Source organism: Pseudomonas sp. CHM02 (genome assembly GCF_000612585.1).
In the GTDB taxonomy this organism is placed as follows: Bacteria; Pseudomonadota; Gammaproteobacteria; order Pseudomonadales; family Pseudomonadaceae; genus Aquipseudomonas.
Genome location: NZ_JFCA01000076.1, coordinates 1 through 21588, shown reverse-complemented (window position 1 = coordinate 21588; position 21588 = coordinate 1). Strand labels below are relative to the sequence as shown.

The 21588-nt window shown below is 59.8% G+C and carries 24 protein-coding genes and 1 pseudogene; 18 read left to right on the top strand and 7 right to left on the bottom strand.

Annotated elements, in window-relative coordinates:
* The 4 genes and pseudogenes from BM70_RS33485 to BM70_RS0129640 all read left to right on the top strand — a co-directional run.
* Window positions 1–323: hypothetical protein (locus tag BM70_RS33485; protein WP_218187309.1), on the top strand; the 323-nt coding region annotated here is incomplete at its 5' end.
* A 250-nt stretch (window positions 324–573) separates the two neighbouring features.
* Window positions 574–1824 (top strand): ribonucleotide-diphosphate reductase subunit beta, encoded by a 1251-nt coding sequence (locus BM70_RS0129645; RefSeq protein ID WP_025859377.1) that lies wholly within the window; start codon window positions 574–576, stop codon window positions 1822–1824.
* Between the two features lie 65 nt (window positions 1825–1889).
* Window positions 1890–2060: pseudogene (locus BM70_RS32885) on the top strand (HNH endonuclease); the annotation flags it as partial.
* A gap of 72 nt (window positions 2061–2132) precedes the next feature.
* Window positions 2133–2774 carry an HAD-IB family hydrolase gene (locus BM70_RS0129640; RefSeq protein WP_043274438.1) on the top strand — a complete coding sequence of 214 codons (642 nt, stop codon included), beginning with the start codon at window positions 2133–2135 and terminating at the stop codon, window positions 2772–2774.
* Window positions 2775–2898: 124 nt separating this feature from the next.
* Here the strand turns inward: BM70_RS0129640 and BM70_RS0129635 are convergent, their stop codons facing one another.
* Window positions 2899–3123: a hypothetical protein gene (locus BM70_RS0129635; RefSeq protein WP_025859375.1), complete on the bottom strand. Its 225-nt coding sequence runs from the start codon at window positions 3121–3123 to the stop codon at window positions 2899–2901.
* Between the two features lie 188 nt (window positions 3124–3311).
* On the bottom strand, window positions 3312–4271 hold the full coding sequence (locus tag BM70_RS0129630) for a LysR family transcriptional regulator (protein WP_025859374.1): 960 nt from the start codon (window positions 4269–4271) through the stop codon (window positions 3312–3314).
* A 193-nt stretch (window positions 4272–4464) separates the two neighbouring features.
* Here BM70_RS0129630 and argH point away from each other — a divergent pair, with 193 nt between their 5' ends.
* From argH to BM70_RS32880, 8 genes are all read left to right on the top strand, one after another.
* Window positions 4465–5892 (top strand): argininosuccinate lyase, encoded by a 1428-nt coding sequence (argH, locus tag BM70_RS0129625; protein WP_025859373.1) that lies wholly within the window; start codon window positions 4465–4467, stop codon window positions 5890–5892.
* Between the two features lie 114 nt (window positions 5893–6006).
* Entirely contained in the window at window positions 6007–6885 is an 879-nt protein-coding gene (locus BM70_RS0129620; protein ID WP_025859372.1) for an amino acid ABC transporter permease, read from the top strand.
* A gap of 24 nt (window positions 6886–6909) precedes the next feature.
* The gene (locus tag BM70_RS0129615; RefSeq protein ID WP_010208290.1) at window positions 6910–7674 is read left to right on the top strand and encodes an amino acid ABC transporter ATP-binding protein; all 765 of its coding nucleotides are present in this window, start codon (window positions 6910–6912) and stop codon (window positions 7672–7674) included.
* Between the two features lie 25 nt (window positions 7675–7699).
* A complete protein-coding gene (locus BM70_RS0129610) occupies window positions 7700–8521 on the top strand; it encodes an ABC transporter substrate-binding protein (RefSeq protein ID WP_025859371.1) in 822 nt (273 codons plus the stop codon).
* A gap of 148 nt (window positions 8522–8669) precedes the next feature.
* Window positions 8670–9839, top strand: a complete 1170-nt coding sequence (locus BM70_RS0129605) for an MFS transporter (RefSeq protein ID WP_025859370.1) — start codon at window positions 8670–8672, stop codon at window positions 9837–9839.
* 54 nt (window positions 9840–9893) lie between these two features.
* Window positions 9894–10841: a hypothetical protein gene (locus BM70_RS0129600; RefSeq protein ID WP_025859369.1), complete on the top strand. Its 948-nt coding sequence runs from the start codon at window positions 9894–9896 to the stop codon at window positions 10839–10841.
* Window positions 10842–10934: 93 nt separating this feature from the next.
* The gene (locus BM70_RS0129595) at window positions 10935–11255 is read left to right on the top strand and encodes a helix-turn-helix transcriptional regulator (RefSeq protein WP_025859368.1); all 321 of its coding nucleotides are present in this window, start codon (window positions 10935–10937) and stop codon (window positions 11253–11255) included.
* 108 nt (window positions 11256–11363) lie between these two features.
* Entirely contained in the window at window positions 11364–11573 is a 210-nt protein-coding gene (locus BM70_RS32880) for a hypothetical protein (protein WP_256220960.1), read from the top strand.
* Here the strand turns inward: BM70_RS32880 and BM70_RS0129590 are convergent.
* Window positions 11528–12466 (bottom strand): GlxA family transcriptional regulator, encoded by a 939-nt coding sequence (locus BM70_RS0129590; protein ID WP_025859367.1) that lies wholly within the window; start codon window positions 12464–12466, stop codon window positions 11528–11530. The two genes, BM70_RS32880 and BM70_RS0129590, sit on opposite strands and share 46 nt — an antisense overlap.
* 114 nt (window positions 12467–12580) lie before the next feature.
* Here BM70_RS0129590 and BM70_RS0129585 point away from each other — a divergent pair, with 114 nt between their 5' ends.
* The gene (locus BM70_RS0129585; protein WP_025859366.1) at window positions 12581–13384 is read left to right on the top strand and encodes an SDR family oxidoreductase; all 804 of its coding nucleotides are present in this window, start codon (window positions 12581–12583) and stop codon (window positions 13382–13384) included.
* Here BM70_RS0129585 and BM70_RS0129580 read toward each other — a convergent pair.
* The 3 genes from BM70_RS0129580 to BM70_RS0129570 form a co-directional block, all read right to left on the bottom strand.
* Window positions 13368–14870 (bottom strand): amidase family protein, encoded by a 1503-nt coding sequence (locus BM70_RS0129580; RefSeq protein ID WP_025859365.1) that lies wholly within the window; start codon window positions 14868–14870, stop codon window positions 13368–13370. The genes BM70_RS0129585 and BM70_RS0129580 overlap by 17 nt on opposite strands.
* Before the next feature lie 98 nt (window positions 14871–14968).
* Window positions 14969–15751, bottom strand: a complete 783-nt coding sequence (locus tag BM70_RS32875; RefSeq protein ID WP_025859364.1) for a hypothetical protein — start codon at window positions 15749–15751, stop codon at window positions 14969–14971.
* Window positions 15752–15861: 110 nt separating this feature from the next.
* Complete coding sequence (locus BM70_RS0129570; RefSeq protein ID WP_025859363.1) at window positions 15862–16920, bottom strand: MBL fold metallo-hydrolase; 1059 nt, start codon at window positions 16918–16920, stop codon at window positions 15862–15864.
* A 123-nt stretch (window positions 16921–17043) separates the two neighbouring features.
* Here BM70_RS0129570 and BM70_RS0129565 point away from each other — a divergent pair, with 123 nt between their 5' ends.
* From BM70_RS0129565 to BM70_RS0129555, 3 genes are all read left to right on the top strand, one after another.
* A complete protein-coding gene (locus tag BM70_RS0129565; RefSeq protein ID WP_025859362.1) occupies window positions 17044–17670 on the top strand; it encodes a TetR/AcrR family transcriptional regulator in 627 nt (208 codons plus the stop codon).
* A 192-nt stretch (window positions 17671–17862) separates the two neighbouring features.
* Window positions 17863–18921 (top strand): diguanylate cyclase, encoded by a 1059-nt coding sequence (locus BM70_RS0129560; RefSeq protein ID WP_025859361.1) that lies wholly within the window; start codon window positions 17863–17865, stop codon window positions 18919–18921.
* Between the two features lie 70 nt (window positions 18922–18991).
* Window positions 18992–19510: a DUF1003 domain-containing protein gene (locus BM70_RS0129555; RefSeq protein ID WP_025859360.1), complete on the top strand. Its 519-nt coding sequence runs from the start codon at window positions 18992–18994 to the stop codon at window positions 19508–19510.
* Here the strand turns inward: BM70_RS0129555 and BM70_RS0129550 are convergent.
* Complete coding sequence (locus tag BM70_RS0129550; protein ID WP_025859359.1) at window positions 19507–20385, bottom strand: LysR family transcriptional regulator; 879 nt, start codon at window positions 20383–20385, stop codon at window positions 19507–19509. The two genes, BM70_RS0129555 and BM70_RS0129550, sit on opposite strands and share 4 nt — an antisense overlap.
* A gap of 80 nt (window positions 20386–20465) precedes the next feature.
* Here BM70_RS0129550 and BM70_RS0129545 point away from each other — a divergent pair, with 80 nt between their 5' ends.
* Both BM70_RS0129545 and BM70_RS0129540 read left to right on the top strand, forming a co-directional pair.
* Window positions 20466–21167, top strand: a complete 702-nt coding sequence (locus tag BM70_RS0129545) for a CTP synthase (RefSeq protein ID WP_025859358.1) — start codon at window positions 20466–20468, stop codon at window positions 21165–21167.
* The gene (locus BM70_RS0129540) at window positions 21164–21487 is read left to right on the top strand and encodes an antibiotic biosynthesis monooxygenase (protein ID WP_025859357.1); all 324 of its coding nucleotides are present in this window, start codon (window positions 21164–21166) and stop codon (window positions 21485–21487) included. Before BM70_RS0129545 ends, BM70_RS0129540 begins: the two co-directional genes overlap by 4 nt.
* The last annotated feature ends 101 nt before the right edge of the window (window positions 21488–21588 follow it).

Genomic DNA, 21588 nt, shown 5'->3' with positions numbered 1-21588 from the left:
CGGGTAATAAATTCATTAGTGTGATCTTGTTCGCCGCAAGAAATCGTTCTTGCGGCAAAGAACCGGCCGCTAATACACCACGAACCCACTGTAGGAGCTGGCTTGCCAGCGATGGCGATTTCAGCCACACCCACCCCATAAAGCGTCCCACGCTCCCCTCCCCCGATCCCTACAAAAAACATCCCACCGCCCGTCAAAAAAATCCAACCCCAGCAAAGCCTTATAAATCCGCGCTCTGGCCGAAAAACACGCCATTCTGGCCGGTCCCCGTGACCATCCGCCCCAACACAAAGCCGTTTTTTTCCCCTACAATGCGCGGGTAAATCGGGCCTGCAATATCCCTTTACACTGGGATGAAGAGCCAGACCTGAGGCCTTCGCTGGAGCATGCACCTGTCGCTCCACCCCTCAAGCCTCACGCAGAGCACCCGTTACCCAATTCCGTTTAATGCCTGCGCTAGCTGTTGCAACAAACGATTCCTTAAGATCCACCGCGGCCCTGGGGCCGTGTGAACACCCAACCATCCGGTTTCACACGGGCACCTTTGAGCCCTCACGCAGGAGACGACACGTCATGCTGAGCTGGGACGAATTCGACAAAGAAGAAGAAGGCGAAGTAGCCACCAAAGGCGCCAACGCCGGCCACGCCACCGAAGCCAACATGGACCGCCTCGACGGTGCCGGCGCCGCCGCTGCCATCGAAGCCCGCGCCGTCACTGCCAGTGACTCCGCCGCCATCGTCCGCGCCAAGGCCGCCCTGGACAGCCTCGACGTCGCCGAAGGCCTCGCCGAACTCGAAGGCGCCTCCGCCCGCGTCGCCGTTGACGAAAAGCGCATGATCAACTGCCGCGCCGACCTCAACCAACTCGTGCCGTTCAAGTACGACTGGGCCTGGCAGAAGTACCTCGACGGCTGCGCCAACCACTGGATGCCGCAAGAGGTCAACATGACCGCCGACATCGCCCTGTGGAAAAACCCCGAAGGCCTGACCGACGACGAGCGTCGCATCGTCATGCGCAACCTCGGCTTCTTCTCCACTGCGGATTCGTTGGTTGCGAACAACCTGGTGCTGGCCGTGTACCGCCTGATCACCAACCCGGAGTGCCGCCAGTACATCCTGCGCCAGGCCTTCGAAGAAGCGATCCACACCCACGCCTACCAGTACTGCATCGAATCGTTGGCCATGGATGAAGGCGAGATCTTCAACATGTACCACGAGATTCCATCGGTCGCCAAAAAGGCCGCCTGGGGCTTGAAGTACACCCGTTCGATCTCCGATCCGAAGTTCGAAACCGGCACCGTCGAGACCGACAAAGAGCTGCTGCGTAATCTGGTCGCTTACTACTGCGTCCTGGAAGGCATCTTCTTCTATTGCGGCTTCACCCAGATCCTGTCCATGGGCCGTCGCAACAAAATGACCGGCGTGGCCGAACAGTTCCAGTACATCCTGCGTGACGAGTCGATGCACCTGAACTTCGGTATCGATGTGATCAACCAGATCAAGATCGAAAACCCACACCTGTGGGATGCCGAGATGAAGGAAGAAGCGACCCAGATGATCCTGCAAGGGACTCAGCTGGAGATCGAATACGCGCGTGACACCATGCCACGCGGCGTACTCGGCATGAACGCGGCGATGATGGAGGATTACCTCAAGTTCATCGCTAACCGTCGTCTGTCGCAGATTGGTCTGAAAGAAGAGTATCCAGGGACGACTAACCCGTTCCCGTGGATGAGCGAGATCATGGACTTGAAGAAAGAGAAGAATTTCTTCGAAACCCGTGTAATCGAGTACCAGACTGGCGGCGCGCTGAGCTGGGATTGATTCCTGAACCAAGCAGCCCCATAAAGCCCTGACACGTTCAGGGTTTTTTTATGCCCGGTGAATGGCCACTTCTTGAAGCACATCAGGCCGGCAACCTCGCCCAGAAGGGTTCGGATCGCATCACCAATGCTGTAGCCTTGTGCCCCAATTGTCATCAGCGTTGTCACCGGTCGAGTGATCGGAACGCTTTCACTGCAGCGCTTTACCGCAACGTCGGAAGATTGGCACGGGAGTAAACTCCTGCTGTCACACCTGATGCACACTCAAAAAATACCAGATAGGACCGAGGCCAACCCGTGAACCCAGACATGCTCGAAGCCGGCCCCGCTGACGCCAAAGTACTTTCCGTCTTTGACTTCGACGGCACCCTGACCCACCACGACAGTTTCGTGCCCTTCCTCAAGTTCGCCTTTGGCCCCGGTGAGTTCTATGGCCGGATGGTCAAGCTGGCGGTGCCGGGGCTGCGCTTTTTGGTGCGGCAGATCAGCCGGGATGAGTTGAAGGCGCAGTTGATCCGCACCTTTATGACCGGGGTGCAGAAGACGTGGGTGCAGCAGAAGGCCGAGGAATATTGCCAGCGCAATTGGGCGCGGTTGATGCGGCCCGCGGGGGTGCTTTCGGTTGAGCAGGAGTTGGGCTCCGGTGCGGAGGTCACGCTGTGTTCGGCGTCGCCGGCGTTGGTGTTGCAGCCGTTTGCGAATCGGCTGGGGATCAAGTTGATCGGGACTGAGCTTGAGGTGGTAGATGGAGTGCTGACCGGTAAGCTCACCGGGAACAACTGCCGCTGTGAGAACAAGGTGCTGCGGCTTGAGGCGGTGTATGGGGATTTGGGCGAGTATCGGCTGCGGGCCTGGGGCGATACGCGTGGGGATAGGGAGTTGCTGGCGGCGGCGCAGGATGCGCATTTTCGACATTTTCATGCGAAGAAGAAGCGCAAGCAGCTGCGGTAGTCGCGCACTAGCATGGGGTGCTAGGGGTTGAGAGATTGAATTACGTTGCCCCGAAATCTCGTTTTCATTAAGCCCAATCTGGAAGATTGGGCTTTTTTATACGCGCTGTGCGTCGATACCTAACTCAATTCTTTCGGACGGTTTCTGTCTCAGCCTCATTGGTCAGATCGTCGAGGGGCACATGAATGGGCGATTCGCTGGCGTCGAGCCGTTCCTGAACTGTCTGATTCAATTCCAGAACGTCCAATCGGTCATCCTTAGACATAAAGTCGTCAGACACTGATTCGCCATGGAGAAAATAGCTGTCCCAGGTGCTTCTTGCTGGGGGGCTGTTTTTTGTTTGAGTCATGGGCATCCCACCTTTGGGTTAGCTGATGACAATACAAGTCAGGCCGTTTGTTGCCCAGCCGGAAAATGTATCGATGCGGATGGCAGGTTCGACAGGGAAACCGAGTCGACCCCTTCGTAGCCTCGCTGGGGCTCGACAACTCCCACATTTGATCTTTGTCAGCCCGTTAATCGGTGTTCAACGGGCGTTTATGTAGCGACCTTGAGGTCCACGCCCAGCGCTGTGGCGAAGGCTTTTACCATCGGACTTCTGGGGGCGTTGTGGCGCAAGATGAGGTTGAAGGTGGTGCTCAGGTGAACTTGCTCCGGGCACAGTGCGCGCAGGCGCCCTTCTCTTACCAAGGGTGTGGCGTAGTGTTCGGGCAAGAAGCCCAGGAAACGGCCAGTAAGGATCAGGATGGCGACGGCTTCCACTTGGGACGCTGACGCTGATTGACTGTCGTAGGTGACGAAGTTGGCCTTGTCGCGGTGGATCGCATACCGATGGTTAACCACTTCGTATTGGCGCAGCACTTCCGGTGTGATTTCACTCGCGTTGAACAGCGGATGTCCTACGGCACAGTAGGCGTGGGCCTTTTCTTCATACAGCGGGAAATAGTCGAACTCTTCACGGCGCTGGTACACCGGCACGATACCGACAATCAGCCGCCCTTCCACCACGCCACGTTCAACTTCGTCCAATTGCGAGGCATGTAAGCGCAATCTAATCTTGGGTGATTCGCTGTGTAATTTCCCCAACGCGGCAATTAGCGGGGAATTAACATCGGACACCGTGTTATCAATAACGCCCACACTAAGGTCGCCAATAAGCTCGTTTTGCGCCGAACTAAGCTTGTCGCGAAAACTGTCCACCGAGGTAAATAACTCGATGGACGCCTGATACACCAACTTGCCTTCTTCGGTCAGGCCAAACCCTTCCCTACCCCGTGTGCACAGGCGCATGCCGATGCGGATCTCCAGGTCGGAGATCTGTTTGCTGATGGCTGCCAGGCCCACATTCAGCTCATTCTGCGCCGCACTGAAGCCACCCGCTTCGACCACGGCCATGAACACGCGCAGCAGTTTGAAGTCCAGCCCGCTCAGTTGCAGGGGCGGTCTTGTGCCGGGTTTTGGCGGTATGTTTCCAGAAGTGGAAAGTGGGGTTTCCATAATACGCGTTGACCTCAAGTGCCATATTCAACAGGCTTTGACCCAGTCCTTGAACATAGCCAGGCGGCGATAATGAACATAAACATCCGCCCTTGGCAACCTTGAATACGGCGCGTCAGACGCTGATTCAGTCTAGTTGAAAACTTATTTTTACTGCCTCCGACTCTTCTAAAAACAAGCGTGAGGAATACCCATGTCCCAGCCCACCGACCGCCTTTGGGGCGCTCGTTTCAAGACCGGTCCGTCTGCGGCATTGGCCGCGTTGTCGCGTTGCCCCGAACGCTATTTCCGCCTCACGCCCTACGACTTGGCCGGCTCCCGTGCCCATGCCCGTGAGTTGCAGCGCGCTGGTTTGCTGGATGAGTCGGAGACCCTGCGCACCCTCGAAGCCCTGGACCGGATCGGTGATGACTTCGCCGCTGGCCGCTTGCATCCAACCCTGGATGACGAAGACGTACACACCTTTATCGAACGCGTATTGACCGAGCGCCTGGGCGCCTTGGGTGGCAAGTTGCGCGCCGGGCGTTCGCGTAATGACCAGACCGCCAACGATCTACGTCTTTTCCTACGTGACCATGCGCGCACCATCACCACCGAGGTGCTGGGTTTGCAGCAGGCGTTGGTGGAGCAGGCCGAGCAGCATATCGAGAGCATCTGCCCCGGCTTTACCCATTTGCAGCAGGCGCAACCGATTGTGTTTGCCCACCACTTGCTGGCCCACGCGCAATCGATACTGCGGGATGTGCAGCGATTGGTGGATTGGGATGCGCGTACGGCGCTGTCGCCACTCGGTGCGGCGGCAATGGCCGGTTCGGCGATTGCGCGCCAGCCGGAGCATTCGGCCAAGGAAATGGGCTACACCGGGCCGTGCGAAAACTCCATCGATGCCGTCGCCAGCCGTGACCATGTGGCGGAGTTTCTGTTTGTGGCGGGCATGCTCGGGGTGAATATTTCGCGGCTGTCGGAGGAGTTTTGCCTGTGGTCGTCGCGGCAATTTCGCTGGGTGGTGCTGGACGATGCCTACGCAACCGGCAGCTCGATCATGCCGCAGAAGAAGAACCCGGACATTGCCGAATTGGCGCGAGGCAAGGCTGGGCGCTTGATTGGCAACTTGACCGGGTTGATGTCGACGCTCAAGTCATTGCCGCTGTCGTACAACCGCGATTTGAGTGAAGACAAGCACAGCGTGTTGGACAGCGTGGACACCTTGCTGCTGGTGCTGCCCGCGATGGCGGGGATGGTCGCGACCATGAACGTGCAGGTGGAAGAGCTGCGGCGTCAGGCGCCGATGGGTTTTACCTTGGCGACGGAAGTGGCGGATTGGTTGGCCACTCGCGGCGTGCCGTTCAAGGAGGCGCATGAGATTACCGGCGCCCTGGTTCAAGCCTGTGAGAAGCATGAGATTGAATTGTGGGAAGCCTCGCCGGCGATGTTGGCGGAGGTGGATGTGCGGTTGACGCCGGAGGTGCGCGATTGCCTGACCCTGGAAGCGGCGATTGCAGCGCGCAGCGGATGGGGTGGGACGGCGCCGGAGCGTGTGAGAGAGCAGATCGGGCGGTTGAAAAGCGCATTGGCCGCGCAACGCCAATGGGCAGACAGTTACACCGGTTTTCGAATTTAACCCGTCCCCGTAGGAGCCCGGCTTGCCGGCGATGGCGTCCGTGAGATCGTCATCGCCGGCAAGCCGGGCTCCTACAGGGTGGTTATTCAGTTAGATGTGTTTTGGAGTAAAACCATGAACCAAACCCCGGCCGAGCGCTTGGAAATAGAGCGCAAGCTGTCCGAGAACCAGTTCGATATCACGCAGTACGAGCACGTGCCTCGCCGGTATTACGGGCGCATGTTCTTTGCCACGTTGATCGTGATCGTGTTGGCCGCGCTGTTGCGTGCATTCGCCAATGGCCAGATCGAATGGTCCTACATCGGTCAGTTCCTCACGTCTGAGGCCATCCTCTGGGGCCTGGTCAACACCATCGTCATGTCGATCCTGGCGATGGCACTGGGCGTGGTGATCGGGGTGATCACGGCGATCATGCGCATGTCGGCCAACCCGATCCTGCGCTACGTGGCGATCACCTACACCTGGCTGTTCCGGGGTACGCCGCTGATCCTGCAACTGCTGCTGTGGTTCAACCTGGCGCTGATTTTCCCGGTGATCGCGATTCCCGGCCTGTTCAGCATCGACACCGTCGACCTGATGACGCCGTTCGTGGCCGCCCTGCTCGGCCTCAGCATCAACCAGGGCGCGTACACCGCCGAAGTGGTGCGCGCCGGCCTGTTGTCGGTGGACACCGGCCAGTACGAAGCCGCCAAGTCCATCGGCATGCCGAGCCTGCAGGCGCTGCGCAGGATCATTCTGCCGCAGGCGATGCGAGTGATCATTCCGCCTGTCGGCAACGAGTTCATCAGCATGGTGAAGATGACCAGCCTGGCCAGCGTGATCCAGTACTCGGAGCTGCTGCACAACGCGCAAAACATCTACTACGCCAACGCGCGGGTCATGGAGCTGCTGATCGTGGCCGGCATCTGGTACCTGGCGGTGGTGACTGTTCTTTCATTTGGTCAAAGCCGCCTCGAGCGTCGTTTTGCCCGCGGCGCCGGCAAGCGTTCGTAAGTCTGGGTTGAGGAGATTCGCCCCATGAGAAGCATCGTCAAGGCCGTCAACCTGAACAAGTATTACGACCAGTATCACGCGCTGCGCGACATCAATATCGAGGTCGAGCAAGGTGAAGTAATGTGCATCATCGGCCCGTCCGGCTCGGGTAAAAGCACCCTGCTGCGCTGCGTCAACCAACTGGAAAAAATCGACAAGGGCGGCCTGTGGGTCGACGGCGAACTGGTGGGCTACCGCGTCGTCGGCAACAAGCTGCATGAGATGAATGAATCGCAGATCGCCCGCCAGCGCCTGGCCACCGGCATGGTGTTCCAGCGCTTCAATCTGTTCCCGCATATGACCGTGCTGCAGAACATCATCGAAGGCCCCTGCCAGGTGCTCAAGCGCTCGCCCAAGGAAGCCATCGAAGATGCTTTGGAACTGCTGGCGCGCGTCGGACTGGCGGACAAGCGCAATGCCTACCCGGTGGAATTGTCCGGCGGGCAGCAACAGCGCGTGGCCATCGCCCGCGCGTTGGCGATGCGTCCCAAGTTGATGCTGTTCGACGAACCCACGTCAGCCCTCGACCCGGAGCTGGTCGGCGAAGTGCTGTCGGTGATGCGCGACCTGGCCACCACCGGCATGACCATGATCGTGGTCACCCATGAGTTGGGCTTTGCCCGCGAAGTCTCCAACCGCATGGTGTTCATGGATGCCGGCCAGATTGTGGAAGCCGGCAGCCCGGAAGAAATTCTAATAAGCCCACAAAACCCGCGTACCCAAAGCTTTATTTCTGCCGTTCGCACTTAACTAAAAAACTAACGAGAACGCCCCCATGAAAAAATTGTTTATCCCAACGTTGCTCGCAGGCCTGATGGCCTCCACCTGTGTATTCGCGGCATTGCCGGCGGCAATCAAGGACAAGGGCGAGATCAGCGCGGCCATCGTGCCGAACTATCCGCCGATGGATTTCAAGGACCCGGCCACCAACAAGATCACCGGCCTGGACTTCGACCTGGGCAACGCCCTGGCCGAGCGCCTGGGCGTGAAGATCAAATGGCAGGAGACCGGCTTCGAGCAGATGCTCAGCGGCCTGACCACCAAGCGCGTGGACATCGTGTTGTCGGGCATGACCGACACCGCCGAACGCCAGAAGGCCGTGACCTTCATCGACTACTTCACCAGCGGCCCGCAGCTGTACACCCTGGCCAAGCGTGAAGACCTCAAGGAATTGACTGACCTGTGCGGTAAAAAAGTCGGCACCAGCCGCCGTACCACCTGGCCGTCGGAAATTGCCGCATGGAGCAAGGAAAACTGCGAAGCAGCGGGTAAGCCGGCGATCGTGGTGATCGGCACCGAAGGCTCGGCGGATGCACGGGCGCAATTGCAGCAGAATCGGCTGGATGCAGCGATGCAAGGCAGCGAGACCATTCCTTATCTGATGTCGCTGGATAAGGGCAAATACAAGCCGGTGGGCCTGGCGATTTCCAAGCAGTTCACCGGGCTGGGGATCGAGAAGAGCAACACGGAACTGGTCACAGCGATCAGTGAAGCGTTGCAGGGCATGATTGATGACGGCACCTACGGCAAGATCCTCAAGAAGTGGGACCTGGAACAGGGCGCCGTAGAAAAAATCTCCATCAACGCCGGCCAGTAACCCACAACCGTGTAGGAGCTGGCTTGCCGGCGATAGCGGCAGGTCAGCTTGCATCATCATTGCCTGAACCACCGCTATCGCAGGCAAGCCAGCTCCCACATTTGATGTGTGTTGTCTTGAGAAAATAACAAGGACACTTGCCCCCACCGTGGCCACCTACTCCCTGGTAATCCGCCGCCTGATGATCTGCTCGGTGACCATCGTGGTCAGCCGCGCCATGACCAGCCCGCTGCTGGCCCTATTGCTGAGTACTCGCCTGGGCCTGAACCAGCAGGACATCGGCCTGCTGATGGGCATCGCGGTGTTTATCGCGACCTTGCTGGGCCTGTACGGCGGCTACATCATCGACCGCCTGGAAAAGCGCAAGCTGCTGATCCTGGCCATGCTCTCCAGCTCCATCGGTTTTCTGTTGCTGACCTTTGCCAGCAACCTCTACCTCACCACCCTGACCCTGGTCATCACCGAAGCGGCGTCGGCGCTGTTTCTGATTGGCTCAAAAGCCATCATCAGCGAGAACCTGCCGGTAGGCGACCGCGCCAAGGTGTTTTCCCTGCGCTACACCCTGACCAACGTCGGCTACGCCACGGGGCCCATGCTCGGCGTCGTGATTGCCGGCCACATGCAGCTGGCACCGTTCCTGATCGCCAGTGCGATCGCCTTTGGCAGCCTGTTCCTGATGATCGGCATCCCGCCCACTCAACGGGATGACAGCAACAAGCCGTTGAGTTTCCTCACCACCCTGCGCACCTTGCGCAGCGACCGCACGCTGATACTGTTCACCAGCGGCAGCCTGCTGAGCACCATTGTCCACGGGCGCTACACCCTGTATCTGTCGCAGTTCTTGCTGGTGGCCTACAAGCCCGGCGAGGCGTTGAAGATTCTGTCTGCGGTGCTGGCCTGCAATGCCATCACCGTGATTTTGATGCAGTACCAGATCGGCCGTTTTCTCAAGCGTGAACAACTGCGCTACTGGATCGTGCTCGGCACGCTGCTGTTCATTGCCGGGCTGATCGGTTTCAGCCTCGCGGACAGCCTGGTCACCTGGTGCCTGGCGATGTTCGTATTCACCTTGGGCGAGATGATCATCTATCCCTCCGAGTTCCTGTTTATCGACACCATCGCGCCGGATGCGCTGCGCGGCAGTTACTACGGCGCGCAGAACCTGGCGGCGTTTGGTGGGGCGATGAGCCCGGTGATCTGCGGCTATCTGCTGATCAATGCCGCGCCGACCAGCATGTTCTATGTGCTGAGTGCACTGACGGCGGTGGGGGGAACGCTGTGCTTCTTGAGTGGACGGCGGGTCGCAGGTTCTTGCTGATATTTGCGCGGGATCCCGCTATTAATAGCGAAACTTCTCACGGACCCGAGCCCCATGAAATTCGACACGGCCTACAGCCTGAGTCTCGACGACAAGCTGTCGATCTACGATGTGCGAGACCTGAATTTCGACGAAACCGCCGACTTCGACTCTGACAAGGACCGTTTCCTGTGCCCCAACGATGAATGCCGGGCAGCGTTTGATGCGAACAATGCGCTGAGCACGTTCAACGCCAAAAACGTCAACTACCTGCGCACCCCGCATTTCAAGAACAAGGCCAGTACCCGGCATATCGATGGCTGCCGCTACGCCAGCACCCACAAGACCGCCACCGGTGAAAATGACGACGAGCGCGAGGAAAATTTCCCATCGGAATTTGTACTCACCCGCCGTCAGTACGAACGCAAGATCTCCCCTGCTGGCTCCGAGGGAGGCGTCCCACAGGATCCAGCGAAAGCACCGTCGAACCGTGTCACTGCTTCCCATCGCCACTACGACAGCACCCCGGACAAAACCAGCGTGTTCGCCCACCCGGTTGAATGCTTTGTGTCGAACATCGACGACAAGGACAAACTCAAATCCATGCCCTTGAAGATCGGCGACCATACCGCGACCTACTGGACGTTTTTCAAGAAGATCGAGTACCTGCAAGACAACAAGGGCCTGATCTACTGGGGCAGGATCAAGGCAATCAAGGACTACACCAACAGCTTTCGCATCGACTTCGACAAGAAGGTGTGGCTCGACAAAAAGCCCTATTCGGTCAACGTCTACCTGAGCAAGAAACTCATCGACAACTACCGCAAGCGCAAGGCATTCCTGGAGCAGATCAAGGCGGCGGTGGACAGCGAGAGAGCGCTGTACTGCTTCTTCTATGGGGTGACGCCGGAACTGAAACAGGTGCCCAGCAAGAAAAACCCCGAGCAGACGTTTGGGGTGTTCAGCGCGAATATCGAGAACCTGGATCACCTGATCATTCGGGAGGCGCCAGGGCTGGAATAGTGGGTCGTCAAAAATCCAGTTGATGAGCGGTCAAAACAACTGTACAAAAACACAGTATAGTTTGTCCTCCCCGTCGAACCCTGGAGAAAACCCATGTCCTCTCTGGCAATGAGCTCTTTTGTAGAACAGCAGATCGTCCTGCATCAATTCACCGCCAAGCACAGCGTGCAGGCCCGCGCGATGCTGGGCTGGAGCCCAGAGCACCTGGCGCGTCAGGCTGGCGTGGCGGTCGAAGCGGTTCAACAGTTTGAAAGTCAGGGCGACGTGGGTGATGAAACCCGGTTGGCCCTGGCGTTTCGTCTGGAGGCTGAAGGGCTGGTGTTTTTTCCGGGTTTTGCGCCGGGGTGGGGGATGAGTGTGAGAGGAACTTTGTCCGAGGTATCCACAGAAACGGCTTATGAGACGGCAGAGTAAATTTTTAACCCGCGCTCACGCCTATCCCCATTTAGGTATGTTCTCTCTTAAGTTCCATGGAGGCCAATATACAAATGATCAAACAGCGACTCCAGGCGGCGCAGGGTCATGCAGAAGCAGCACAAAGCGATTGAGATCGAAGCCGGCAGCGGTAACGTGTATGAGGCTATCGGCCAGCCTGACGCGAACGAAATGCAAGTCGAGGCGCAGCTCGCGAAGATCGGCGAGATACCCAAAGCAGGTGATCTCACCCACCTATCAACCGTGAAACGTCAAGCCTGCAGTTGCAATGCCCGACGCATCATTTGCGGCGGTTGACCGAAGGCACGCAGGAAGGCGCGGCGCATGCGTTCCGGGTCGCCGAAGCCGGTTTCGCGGGCGATGATGTCGATGGAGTGATCACCGGACTCGAGCAGCAGACGCGCCGCTTCGATGCGCAGGCGCTCGATAGCCTTGGCAGGGGACTGGCCGGTTTCGGCACGAAACAGTCGGCTGAATTGGCGCGGGCTCAAGTGGGCGACTTCGGCCAATTGCTCCACCGAGAGATCGTCCTGCAAGTGCTGTCGGGCATAGGCCAGGGCGGTTTGCACACGATCAGACTTCGGGTCGATCTCCAGCAATGCGGAAAACTGCGACTGACCCCCTGCGCGCCGGTGGTAGACCACCAACTTGCGCGCTACCGCACGTGCGACCTCGACGCCCAGGTCATGTTCGACCAAGGCCAGGGCCAGATCGAGGGCGGCGGTCAAGCCGGCGGAGGTCCAGAGAGGGCCGTCGACGGTGAAGATCCGATCTTCCTCCAACCTCACGTTAGGGTAGGCCTGGCGAAATGCGTGGGCGTGGTACCAATGGGTGGTCGCCTTGCGGCCTTCCAGCAAGCCAGCGGCTGCCAAGTGGAAGGAACCGGTGCAAGCCGATGTCACGCGACGCGAGGTGAGCATGGCTTGCTGCAGATAGGTAAGCATGCCGGGCGTGGCTCGCAGCAACTCGTTGTCGCCCACCACCAGCAACGTGTCATAGGGGTGCTGGCCAAAAGGCAGGGTAGCAATGGCAAAGCCCATGGAACTCTGGATCGGCCCGCCATGCTCCGATAGCAGGTCCACACGGTAGAACGGCTGGTCCAACTCGAAGTTGGCGAACTCAAACACGGTGCTGGTGCCCAGGCTGAGCATCTGGAACCCGGGAAACAGCAGAATACCGATAGATACCATGGCCAAACCTCATGTCCCGAAAGGAGGGATATATGACATTGCAGCCAATACATTACACCCATAATCTTTGTTCCAACAAGGCCGCCCTTCCCCGGCCCTTCTGGAGCAACTGCAATGACTCAATCCAAAGGCTATGCCCTGATTACCGGCGCCTCGTCCGGGATCGGTGCCGTGTATGCAGACCGCCTGGCCCGCCAGGGTTACGATCTGATTCTGGTGGCGCGCAATCAGCAGCGCCTGGACCAATTGGCGACGCGGCTCGCAACTGATACCCAGCGGACCATCCAAGTGGTAGCCGCCGATCTTAACCTGCCGGCAGACTTGGCACGCATTGAAAAAATCCTGCATGACGACAGCCGCATCAGCCTGCTGGTGAACAACGCGGGCGTCGGTGCGACGGCATCATTACTGGCCTCGGACGCGGACAAGATGGACGCCATGATCCTGCTCAACGTCCTCGCCCTGACCCGACTGGCAAAAGCCGCAGCGTCCAGTTTTGTCGCCCAGGGTCGTGGCACGCTGATCAATATTGGCTCGATCGTAGCGCTCGCACCAAAGTTGTTGAATGGTGTGTACAGCGGCACCAAAGCCTATGTGCAGGCATTCAGCGAATCGCTCGAGCATGAGTTGAGCGACAAAGGTGTGAGTGTACAAGTGGTGCTGCCGGGGGCGACCGCCACCGAGTTCTGGGAGATCGCTGGGCTGCCGGTGAACAACCTTCCAGACACCATCGTCATGACCACGGAAAACCTGGTGGACGCCGCACTGTCAGGGCTGGCCCGCGGGGAAAAAGTGACGATCCCATCGCTGCCCGACAGCCTGGACTGGGACGCCTACGAGAACGCCCGCCTGGCCCTGGGGCCCAACCTGTCACATCGCACCCCTGCCGCACGTTACGGCGTCAAATCGCCGGCCTGATAGCCACCTGGGCTGCCTGCTCATACCCATGGGCCACTGCCAACAAGGTAGGTTCGGCCCAGCGGCTGGCGAAAAAGTAGGCACTGGTGGGCAGGCCATCCTCATCGACACCCGAAGGTACCGCTATTCCTGGGTAACCCGCCGCTGCGACGCCGAAGTAACTGTTGGTGTCGAAATCCGACACCATGGCGTCCAGGTTCTGCGCTTTGATCGGATCGTCGACGGTACTGCGAAAGTCCTGGATAAGCGCATCCCAGAGTGGTTTGCGCTGCTCCGACGTCAGGGTTGAGGCATTTACTTCCTTGAGCACTGGCTGATGATCCGCTTCAGCGCCATCGCGCTCGTCGTTGAACCTGATCAGTTCGGTCAGTGACTTCACCGGCAACCCAGGGCGCTTGGCCAAATACGCATTCAGCTCGTCCTTCACATCCGAGAGCAATAACTCGTCGTAGCGTGACGCATCGGCCAGGCGCAGGTTGATCGGTACCAACACCGCGCCTTGCTCGCGAAGCACATCAAGTGCCCGGCTGAATTGCGCCGTGTTTTCGACCGGCAGAATTTCGCCGTTTGTGGAAAACGTCGCGGGATAACCGATACGTTTGTCTTTCAACGCGCCGGGAACCAGCAACCGGGTGTAATCAATGCCTTGGGGGGCTCCCGCGCTCGCCGGGTCCTGAGGATCGATGCCCGACATGGCGTTGAGCATCAATGCTGCATCGAACACCGAGCGAGCCATCGGGCCCGGCGTATCCTGACGTTGACTGGCGGGGATAATCCCGTTGCGGTCCAGCAAGCCGACAGTCGGCTTGAGCCCCACAACACCATTGCGCGCTGCCGGCACAATGATCGAACCATTGGTTTCGGCCCCCACCGCCAACGGTGCCAACCCTGCTGCGACTGCGACAGCAGAGCCGGAACTGGAACCTCCGACGTCGGCATCCACCTGATGCGGGTTACGGGTTTGTCCGCCGCGGCTGCTCCAGCCATCGGGACCACCCCGGAACCCAGCCAGTTCGGTCATATTGGTTTTACCCAGGATCACCGCGCCCTGCCGGATCAGGTAGTCGACCAACCGCGCATTCTTGCCGGCCGTTGCACCGACAAGCCCATACGCTCCTGCGCTGGTTTGCATGCCTGCCGTTTCGATGGTGTCCTTGAGCAAGATGGGAATGCCATGCAGTGGCCCCCGCACCTTGCCGCTGGCGCGCTCGCGATCCAGCTCGCGCGCGGTCTCGAGTGCCTCGGGGTTGAGTTCGATCACCGAGCGCAGTTGCGGGTCCACCCTGCGAATCCGCTCCCGCAGGTAGCTGACCAGATCGGCCGAGGTAAGCCCTCCCGACCGGGCCATTTGCCGGCCAAGTTCACTGACGCTGAGCGACTCGGTACCGGGGGCGACGGGCCTTGAGGTCGCGGCTGAATAGTCACACACGACGGCATGCAGGGTTCGTTGGGCAATCCAGCGCATTCCATAGGCAATAGAGAACATAAAACCTCTTCCGGGGGTAAGAAACGACGAAGGATCCACATCGATCCATGCCCCAGTCTAAAAACCCCTCGCCTTCCCGGCTGCGCGACGCACGTCGCTTAGGACGTGGGATTCTTCAGCACGCCAGGTAGCCCGTCCTCCAGGTCCATCAGGCGACGAGCGCTGCGATACCCTTGCCTCAGGGTCAACAGCAAATTCTTCGACAATCGCGTGCCGTAGAACCACAGTGTTGAACCGTCCCCGAGTGGCTCGCCGAGCCTGGGGAAACCCGCCCGGCAGGCCTCATGAAACGCGGCACTCTGGCTGTCGGATACCAGAGCATCCAACCGATATTGAGTGACTAGCGCATCGATTTCGTTGTGGGTGTACAGGCTGAATTTGAGCGTGCCATCCGTCCGCCGTGCAGGAACCTGCACCAGTTCCACGCCGGCCAGGCGCAGGGCCTCCAGTGCCCGCGTAAAGCACGCACGGTGTTCGATACGTTCGTGGTCATCGCCTCGCGCGTACCGCCCTGCAACCCCAACGCGCAAGCCATTCACTCTCCGGCCTGCCGTGAACGCGGTGTTGTTCTGCACCAGGGGCACCGCCACCATTATCGGCCGCGAAGGATTGATGCCGCTCAAGGCAACCAGTGATAACGATGGATCACGCACAGGTTTCACGGGAAGGGTTGGCGCGTCGTAACCGGGAATGCGAATGCTCCCCGCCAAATGCCCGACGCCGGAAGCTGCGTCGAAAGCAATACCGCTCGGGCTCGCAGTATCGAAGGAGGGGTTGGGCGGCGCGCTCGTCAGACCGACGATGTCCGTCAACGACGGTGATGGCGGGCCAGATCGACAAGGCACGCCCGGCTGCAAATTCTTCCTACACTTGATGTCCATTCGGACAACCCTCCGGAACATGACTGTCCGCAGGATCATCGCACCCTCGTACGAACGCTGGAACCGCTTGGAAACACCCGGAAAACTCCTTTTTCCCGAGCTGTCTTCCGTCAGCCGGCGAAGTGCTCCTGAGCGCCTTGCGCTTCCACTTCCAGCCACCACGCGACGCCACGCTCAGGCTGATTCAAGCTGAACGCCTGCCCCATTCCCGGCGTGGTGATCGACACGTTGCGCTCCCAGGCCAGGGCCATGATGCGGTCGAAGGGTTCGTGCCAGGCATGGAACGCCAGGTCAAAAGTGCCATTGTGAATCGGTAGCAGCCAGCGCCCCTTGAGGTCGATGTGCGCTTGCAGGGTTTGCTCGGGTTGCATGTGCACATGGGGCCAGTCGACGTTGTAAGCACCTGTTTCCATCAACGTCAGGTCAAAGGGGCCGTACTGTTCGCCGATGCGTTTGAAGCCGTCGAAGTAGCCCGTGTCGCCACTGAAAAAGATCCTTCGGGCGCCATCGATCATCACCCAGGAACACCACAGTGTCTGGTTGGAATCAAACAGTCCGCGCCCGGAAAAATGCTGCGCAGGCGTGGCCACAAACCGAATGCCATCCACCTCAGTGCCCTGCCACCAATCCAACTGGCGCACCTTGCTGGCCTCCACGCCCCACTTCACCAGCAGGTCGCCGACACCCAGCGGCGCGAGGAAATAGCGGGTTTTCTCGGCCAATTGCACCACAGCCTTGCGGTCGAGATGGTCGTAATGGTTGTGGGAAAGAATCACCGCCTCCAGCGGCGGCAACGCCTCAAGACTGATGGGCGGCTGATGGAAACGCTTGGGGCCGGCCCAACTGAACGGTGAGGCGCGCTCGGCGAACACCGGGTCGGTGACCCAGAACTTACCGCGCATTTTCAACAAAACGGTGGAATGCCCGAGGCGGAACACGCTGTGATCCGGGGCTGCCAGCAACTGCTCGCGGTTCAACGGTTGCACCGGGATCTGCCCCACCGGGCGCGTGCTGCGCGGTTTGTTGAACAGCATGTTCCAGAAAATACGCAAGGTCTTGCCAAAGCCACCGTGCTGCACGGGAGCGTCGTTGCTGAAAGGCTTCTGGTCCTGCTCGACAGGCTTGCGCGTGGCTGGCGATGAATCGACACGGGATGAGATCGTGGCCATTACCGGGTGACTCCTACGGATCGCTCATAAATTACACTGCACAGTGTAGTTTCTAGATTGCAACAAAATCCGGAGCAAGTAAACTACTGAGTGTAATTTTCCCTGAAGAGCCGAGCGCCACCCATGACTGCCCCTCAACGCCTCACCGACCGTAAACGCGAAGCCATCGTGGCCGCGGCCATCGCCGAGTTTCGCGCGAACGGTTTCGAGGTCACCAGCATGGACAAGATCGCCGCCACCGCCGGCGTTTCCAAGCGCACGGTGTACAACCACTTCCCCAGCAAGGAAGAGCTGTTCGCCGAAATTCTCCATCAGCTCTGGGCCAGCAGCGTCGCCCAACTCGACGTCAGCTACGCCAGCGACCGCCCGTTGCGCGAACAATTGCGCGGGTTGCTGGAGGCGAAGATGAAGATGATGTCGGACGCCAACTTCCTCGACCTGGCCCGGGTTGCGATCGCCGCAACCATCCATTCGCCTGAACGTGCGCAAGATATGGTCAACCGCCTGAGCAAGCGCGAAGAAGGTTTTACCCAGTGGGTACGTGCCGCCCAGGAAGACGGCCGGCTCAACTGCAACGACCCGGCATTTGCCGCCCACCAGATCCAGAGCCTGCTCAAGGCTTTCGCCTTCTGGCCACAGATTACCCTCGGCCAGCCCACCCTGGATGCCGCCGGGCAAGCCAACGTAATCGAATCGGCCATCGACCTGTTCCTGGCCGGCTACGAAGTCACGACGCCTCACTCGCGCTGAAAGCGCTGTTGCATGCACGACATTTCAGGTCGTTTTTGACGTATTAGCCCTCTGTTTTGCGCAAATGGCCTGGAAGGACACTGATTATTCCCACGGGAATAACTGACAATATTCATAGGTGTTATCCGATCAACGGTTAAGCCTGCGAACGCGTGTCGTCGTATCTGCAAAAAAGAGCTGACCCGGGACATTATGGAAAACAGACAGGGCAAAGGGCTTTCCTTTGCCAGGCGTATCTACAGGCCAAGGATTATCGGCACAGCCATGTGCTGTATCAGCGTTATCGCCGCCCTGTATCCGCTCGCAATGCCTGGATGGGTCTGGGCGTTGTTGTTGGTCAATGCTTTTGCCTGGCCACACGTGGCCTATCAACTGGCAACCCGCTCCAAATTTCCCTACAACGCCGAACAACGCAACCTGGTGTTCGACGCCATTTTCAGCGGATTCTGGGCCGCAACGCTGCAATTTACCCCGCTGACCACCGTGACCTTGCTGTCGATGGTTGCCATGAACAATGTCGCTGCCGGCGGTAAACGCCTGCTGATACGCGGCGCACTGGCCCAGGTGTTCGGCGCAGGTGCAGGCGCTCTGCTCTTCGGCTTGCAGTTCAACCCTTCGGTCAGCCTGATCCAGGTTTACGCCTGCCTGCCCATGCTCACGCTCTATCCCATGGCCATCGGCATGGTCTGCTATCAACTGGCGATCAAACTATCGGAACACAAACGCGCCCTCAGCGCCCTGAGCCGTATCGACAGCCTTACCGGCCTGCTCAATCACGGTTCCTGGAAAGACCTGCTGCACCTCAAGTTCCACAAGTGCCAGCAACAGCAATGCCACGCCACCATCGCCTTGATCGATATCGATCACTTCAAACAGATCAATGACAACCACGGCCATATCGTCGGCGACGCCGTACTGCGACAGTTGAGCCTGGAGTTGCGGCGCAATCTGCGGGAAAACGACCTGGCGGGGCGTTACGGTGGCGATGAGTTCTGTGTGATTCTTCCGCAAATGCCCCTGGAACAGGCCGCCCAGGTCATGGAGCGCATGCGTGAGACCTTCAGCAACTACCGTAACCCGCAAATTCCTGAATTGCGCGTGAGCCTGAGCATCGGCCTGGCGAGCTTCCAGCCGTCCTTTACCGATGCGGCCATGTGGCTCAATGCCGCGGACCGGGCGCTGTACGCCGCGAAAGACACCGGGCGCAACCGGGTCAACGTGAGCGACGAGAAGGTTGCCTATTCCGCCTGAAAGAGTGCCCTGCGACTGCTTGTCTGAATATAGTGCTTCACTGTCTATTGGTTGATGACCCGAGCCCCCCATGACCCCAGAAAAGCCTGAAGCCACCCCCGCCGACCATCTTCGCTTCCACCGCGTCCATGCTCACCTGGCTCCGACCTTCGGCAACGACACCTTTGCCCTCAAGGCCGAAGCCTTCGCGCGCTTTTTCGGCACGCCCACATTCCTCGGCGCGCAAACCGCGATCGTGGTGTTGTGGGTGGTGCTGAACATGACCGGCATCACGCACTTCGACGTGTACCCGTTCATCCTGCTCAACCTGGCCTTCAGCCTGCAATCGGCCTATGCCGCACCGCTGATCCTGCTGGCCCAGACGCGCCAGGCGGCCCGCGACAAAGCCCAGTCCGATGCCGATGCGCAGCACCGAGAGGCGCTGGCCGTGGCCAACTCCGAGCGCCAGGCGCAGGCCGCGCAGACCACCAAGCAGCTACTGGAACTGCTGGAGCAGAACACCCGGCTCACGGAAATGACCAAACAACTGACAGAACGTATCGAAAGCCTGACGAGCGAAATGCATGAGCACTTTGTGCGAAAAAACTAAGGCAAGCGCAGGTGCCGGCCCAGCTCATCAAACAGGGTCACCACTGAGCGCAACGCTCGGCAATCCGGGCGCGTGAGCAGCCACAACGCGGTATCGTGCCCTGCCAACGCGGTGCCCAGCGGTTGCAGGCCTTCACTCAACAGAAAATCCGGCAACGCCGCCACCCCCAACCCCGCGCGGACCAACTCGGTGACCGACAGCATGCTGTTGCAGCGATAACTGGGGCGCACACCGGGCAGGTGCTCGCGGCGCCAGGCGACCGTGGGGTGATCGGGCAGGAAGTCATCCGGGGCGATCCAGGCCAGCTCAGCCAACTCGCGGCCTTCGTGACGGCGGGCATAGTCGACACTGGCGCAGACTTGGTATGACACGCTGCCCAGGCAACGTCCGACAAGGTGCTCCGGCGGTGCCTTGGTCAGGCGCAGGGCGATATCCGCGTCGCGGCGGCTGAGGTTGGCGAAATCATTCGAGGTGCTCAGCTCCAGGATCAGCGCCGGGTACTGCGGCATGAACTGCGCCAGGGCGGGCAACAGCAAACCCTGCAGCACCGAATCGGTACAGGTCAGGCGCACCGTGCCGCTGATCACTTCACCGCCCTGCTCCACACCAATGCGCGCGGCTTCCAGCGCTTGCTCGGCACGTTCCGCCTGCTGCGCCAGGTTGCTCGCCAGGCTGGTGGGCAAGTAACCGGCGCGGCTTTTTTCAAACAGTGTCTGGCCCAGCGCCGCCTCCAGGCGCCGCACTGCACGGAACACCGTGGACACATCCACCCGCAATAACGCCGCTGCCCGGGCCAGGGTGCCGCCCCGCACCAGGGCGAGAATCAGCGACAGGTCGGGGTAGTCGATTGAATAGTGCGCGGCTGCATTGAGCATGTGGGCAAACGCCAATATTGATTGCGTGGACGCCAATCTATAGTGCGCCCCAGGACACCACAAGCCATGGGATGTACACGATGAACGCCACGCCTTTGCACCTCGCCCTGATCGGCGACTACAACCCCGATGTGACCGCCCACCAGGCGATTCCCGTGGCGCTGCAACAAGCGGCCGAGACCCTGGGCCTGACCGTGCACCTGCAGTGGCTCGACACCGATGCCCTGCCCGCTACCCTGCACGGCTTCGACGGTTTCTGGTGTGTCCCCGCCACGCCCTACCGCGACACAGAGGCGGCCCTGCGGGCGATCCGTTTTGCCCGCGAACAGCGGCGACCGTTCCTCGGCACCTGCGGCGGTTTTCAACATGCGGTGCTGGAATATGCCCGCAACGTGCTGGGTTGGGCCGATGCCGAGCATGGCGAACTCACCCCGGATGCCCAGCGCGCAGTGATCGCGCCACTGAGCTGTGCGCTGGTGGAAGCCACCGACAGCGTGCGCCTGGCGCCCTACACCCGCATCGCCGAGGCCTACGGCAGCCTTGACCTGCTGGAAGGTTATCGGTGCCGCTACGGCGTGAACCCTGCGTTTCTCGATGCCCTGCTCGAAGGCGACCTGATCCCCAGTGGCCATGACTCGGCAGGCGACCTGCGCGCGGTGGAACTGCTCGACCATCCGTTCTTCGTGGCCACCCTGTTCCAGCCCGAACGCAGCGCGCTGAAAGGCATCACCCCGGCCCTGGCGATTGCCCTGCTCAAGGCTTGCCAGGCGGCGGCCGCATGATCGCCCGCACACCCGCCCCGCCCTACTACGCGGTGATTTTCAGCTCACTGCGCACCGAGGGCGACCAGGGTTATGGCCAGGCCGCCAGCCGCATGCTTGAACTGGCGCGCGGACAACCGGGATTCCTCGGCGTGGAATCAGCACGGGAAGACGGGTTGGGCATTACCGTGTCGTATTGGGACAGTGAGGCGGCGATCCTGGCCTGGAAGCAGCAGGCCGAACACCGGGCGGTACGCGAACAGGGGCGCACCACTTGGTACTCGGCGTTCCAGACACGGGTGTGCAAAGTCGAACGGGCGTACGCCTTCAAAAGCAAGTAACCCCCTGTAGTGAGCGGACTTGTTGTGGTTTCCTGTGGTGAGCGGGCTTGCCCCGCGCTGGGGCGCGAAGCGGCCCCAATCCAGTCACAGCGTGTTTGCTG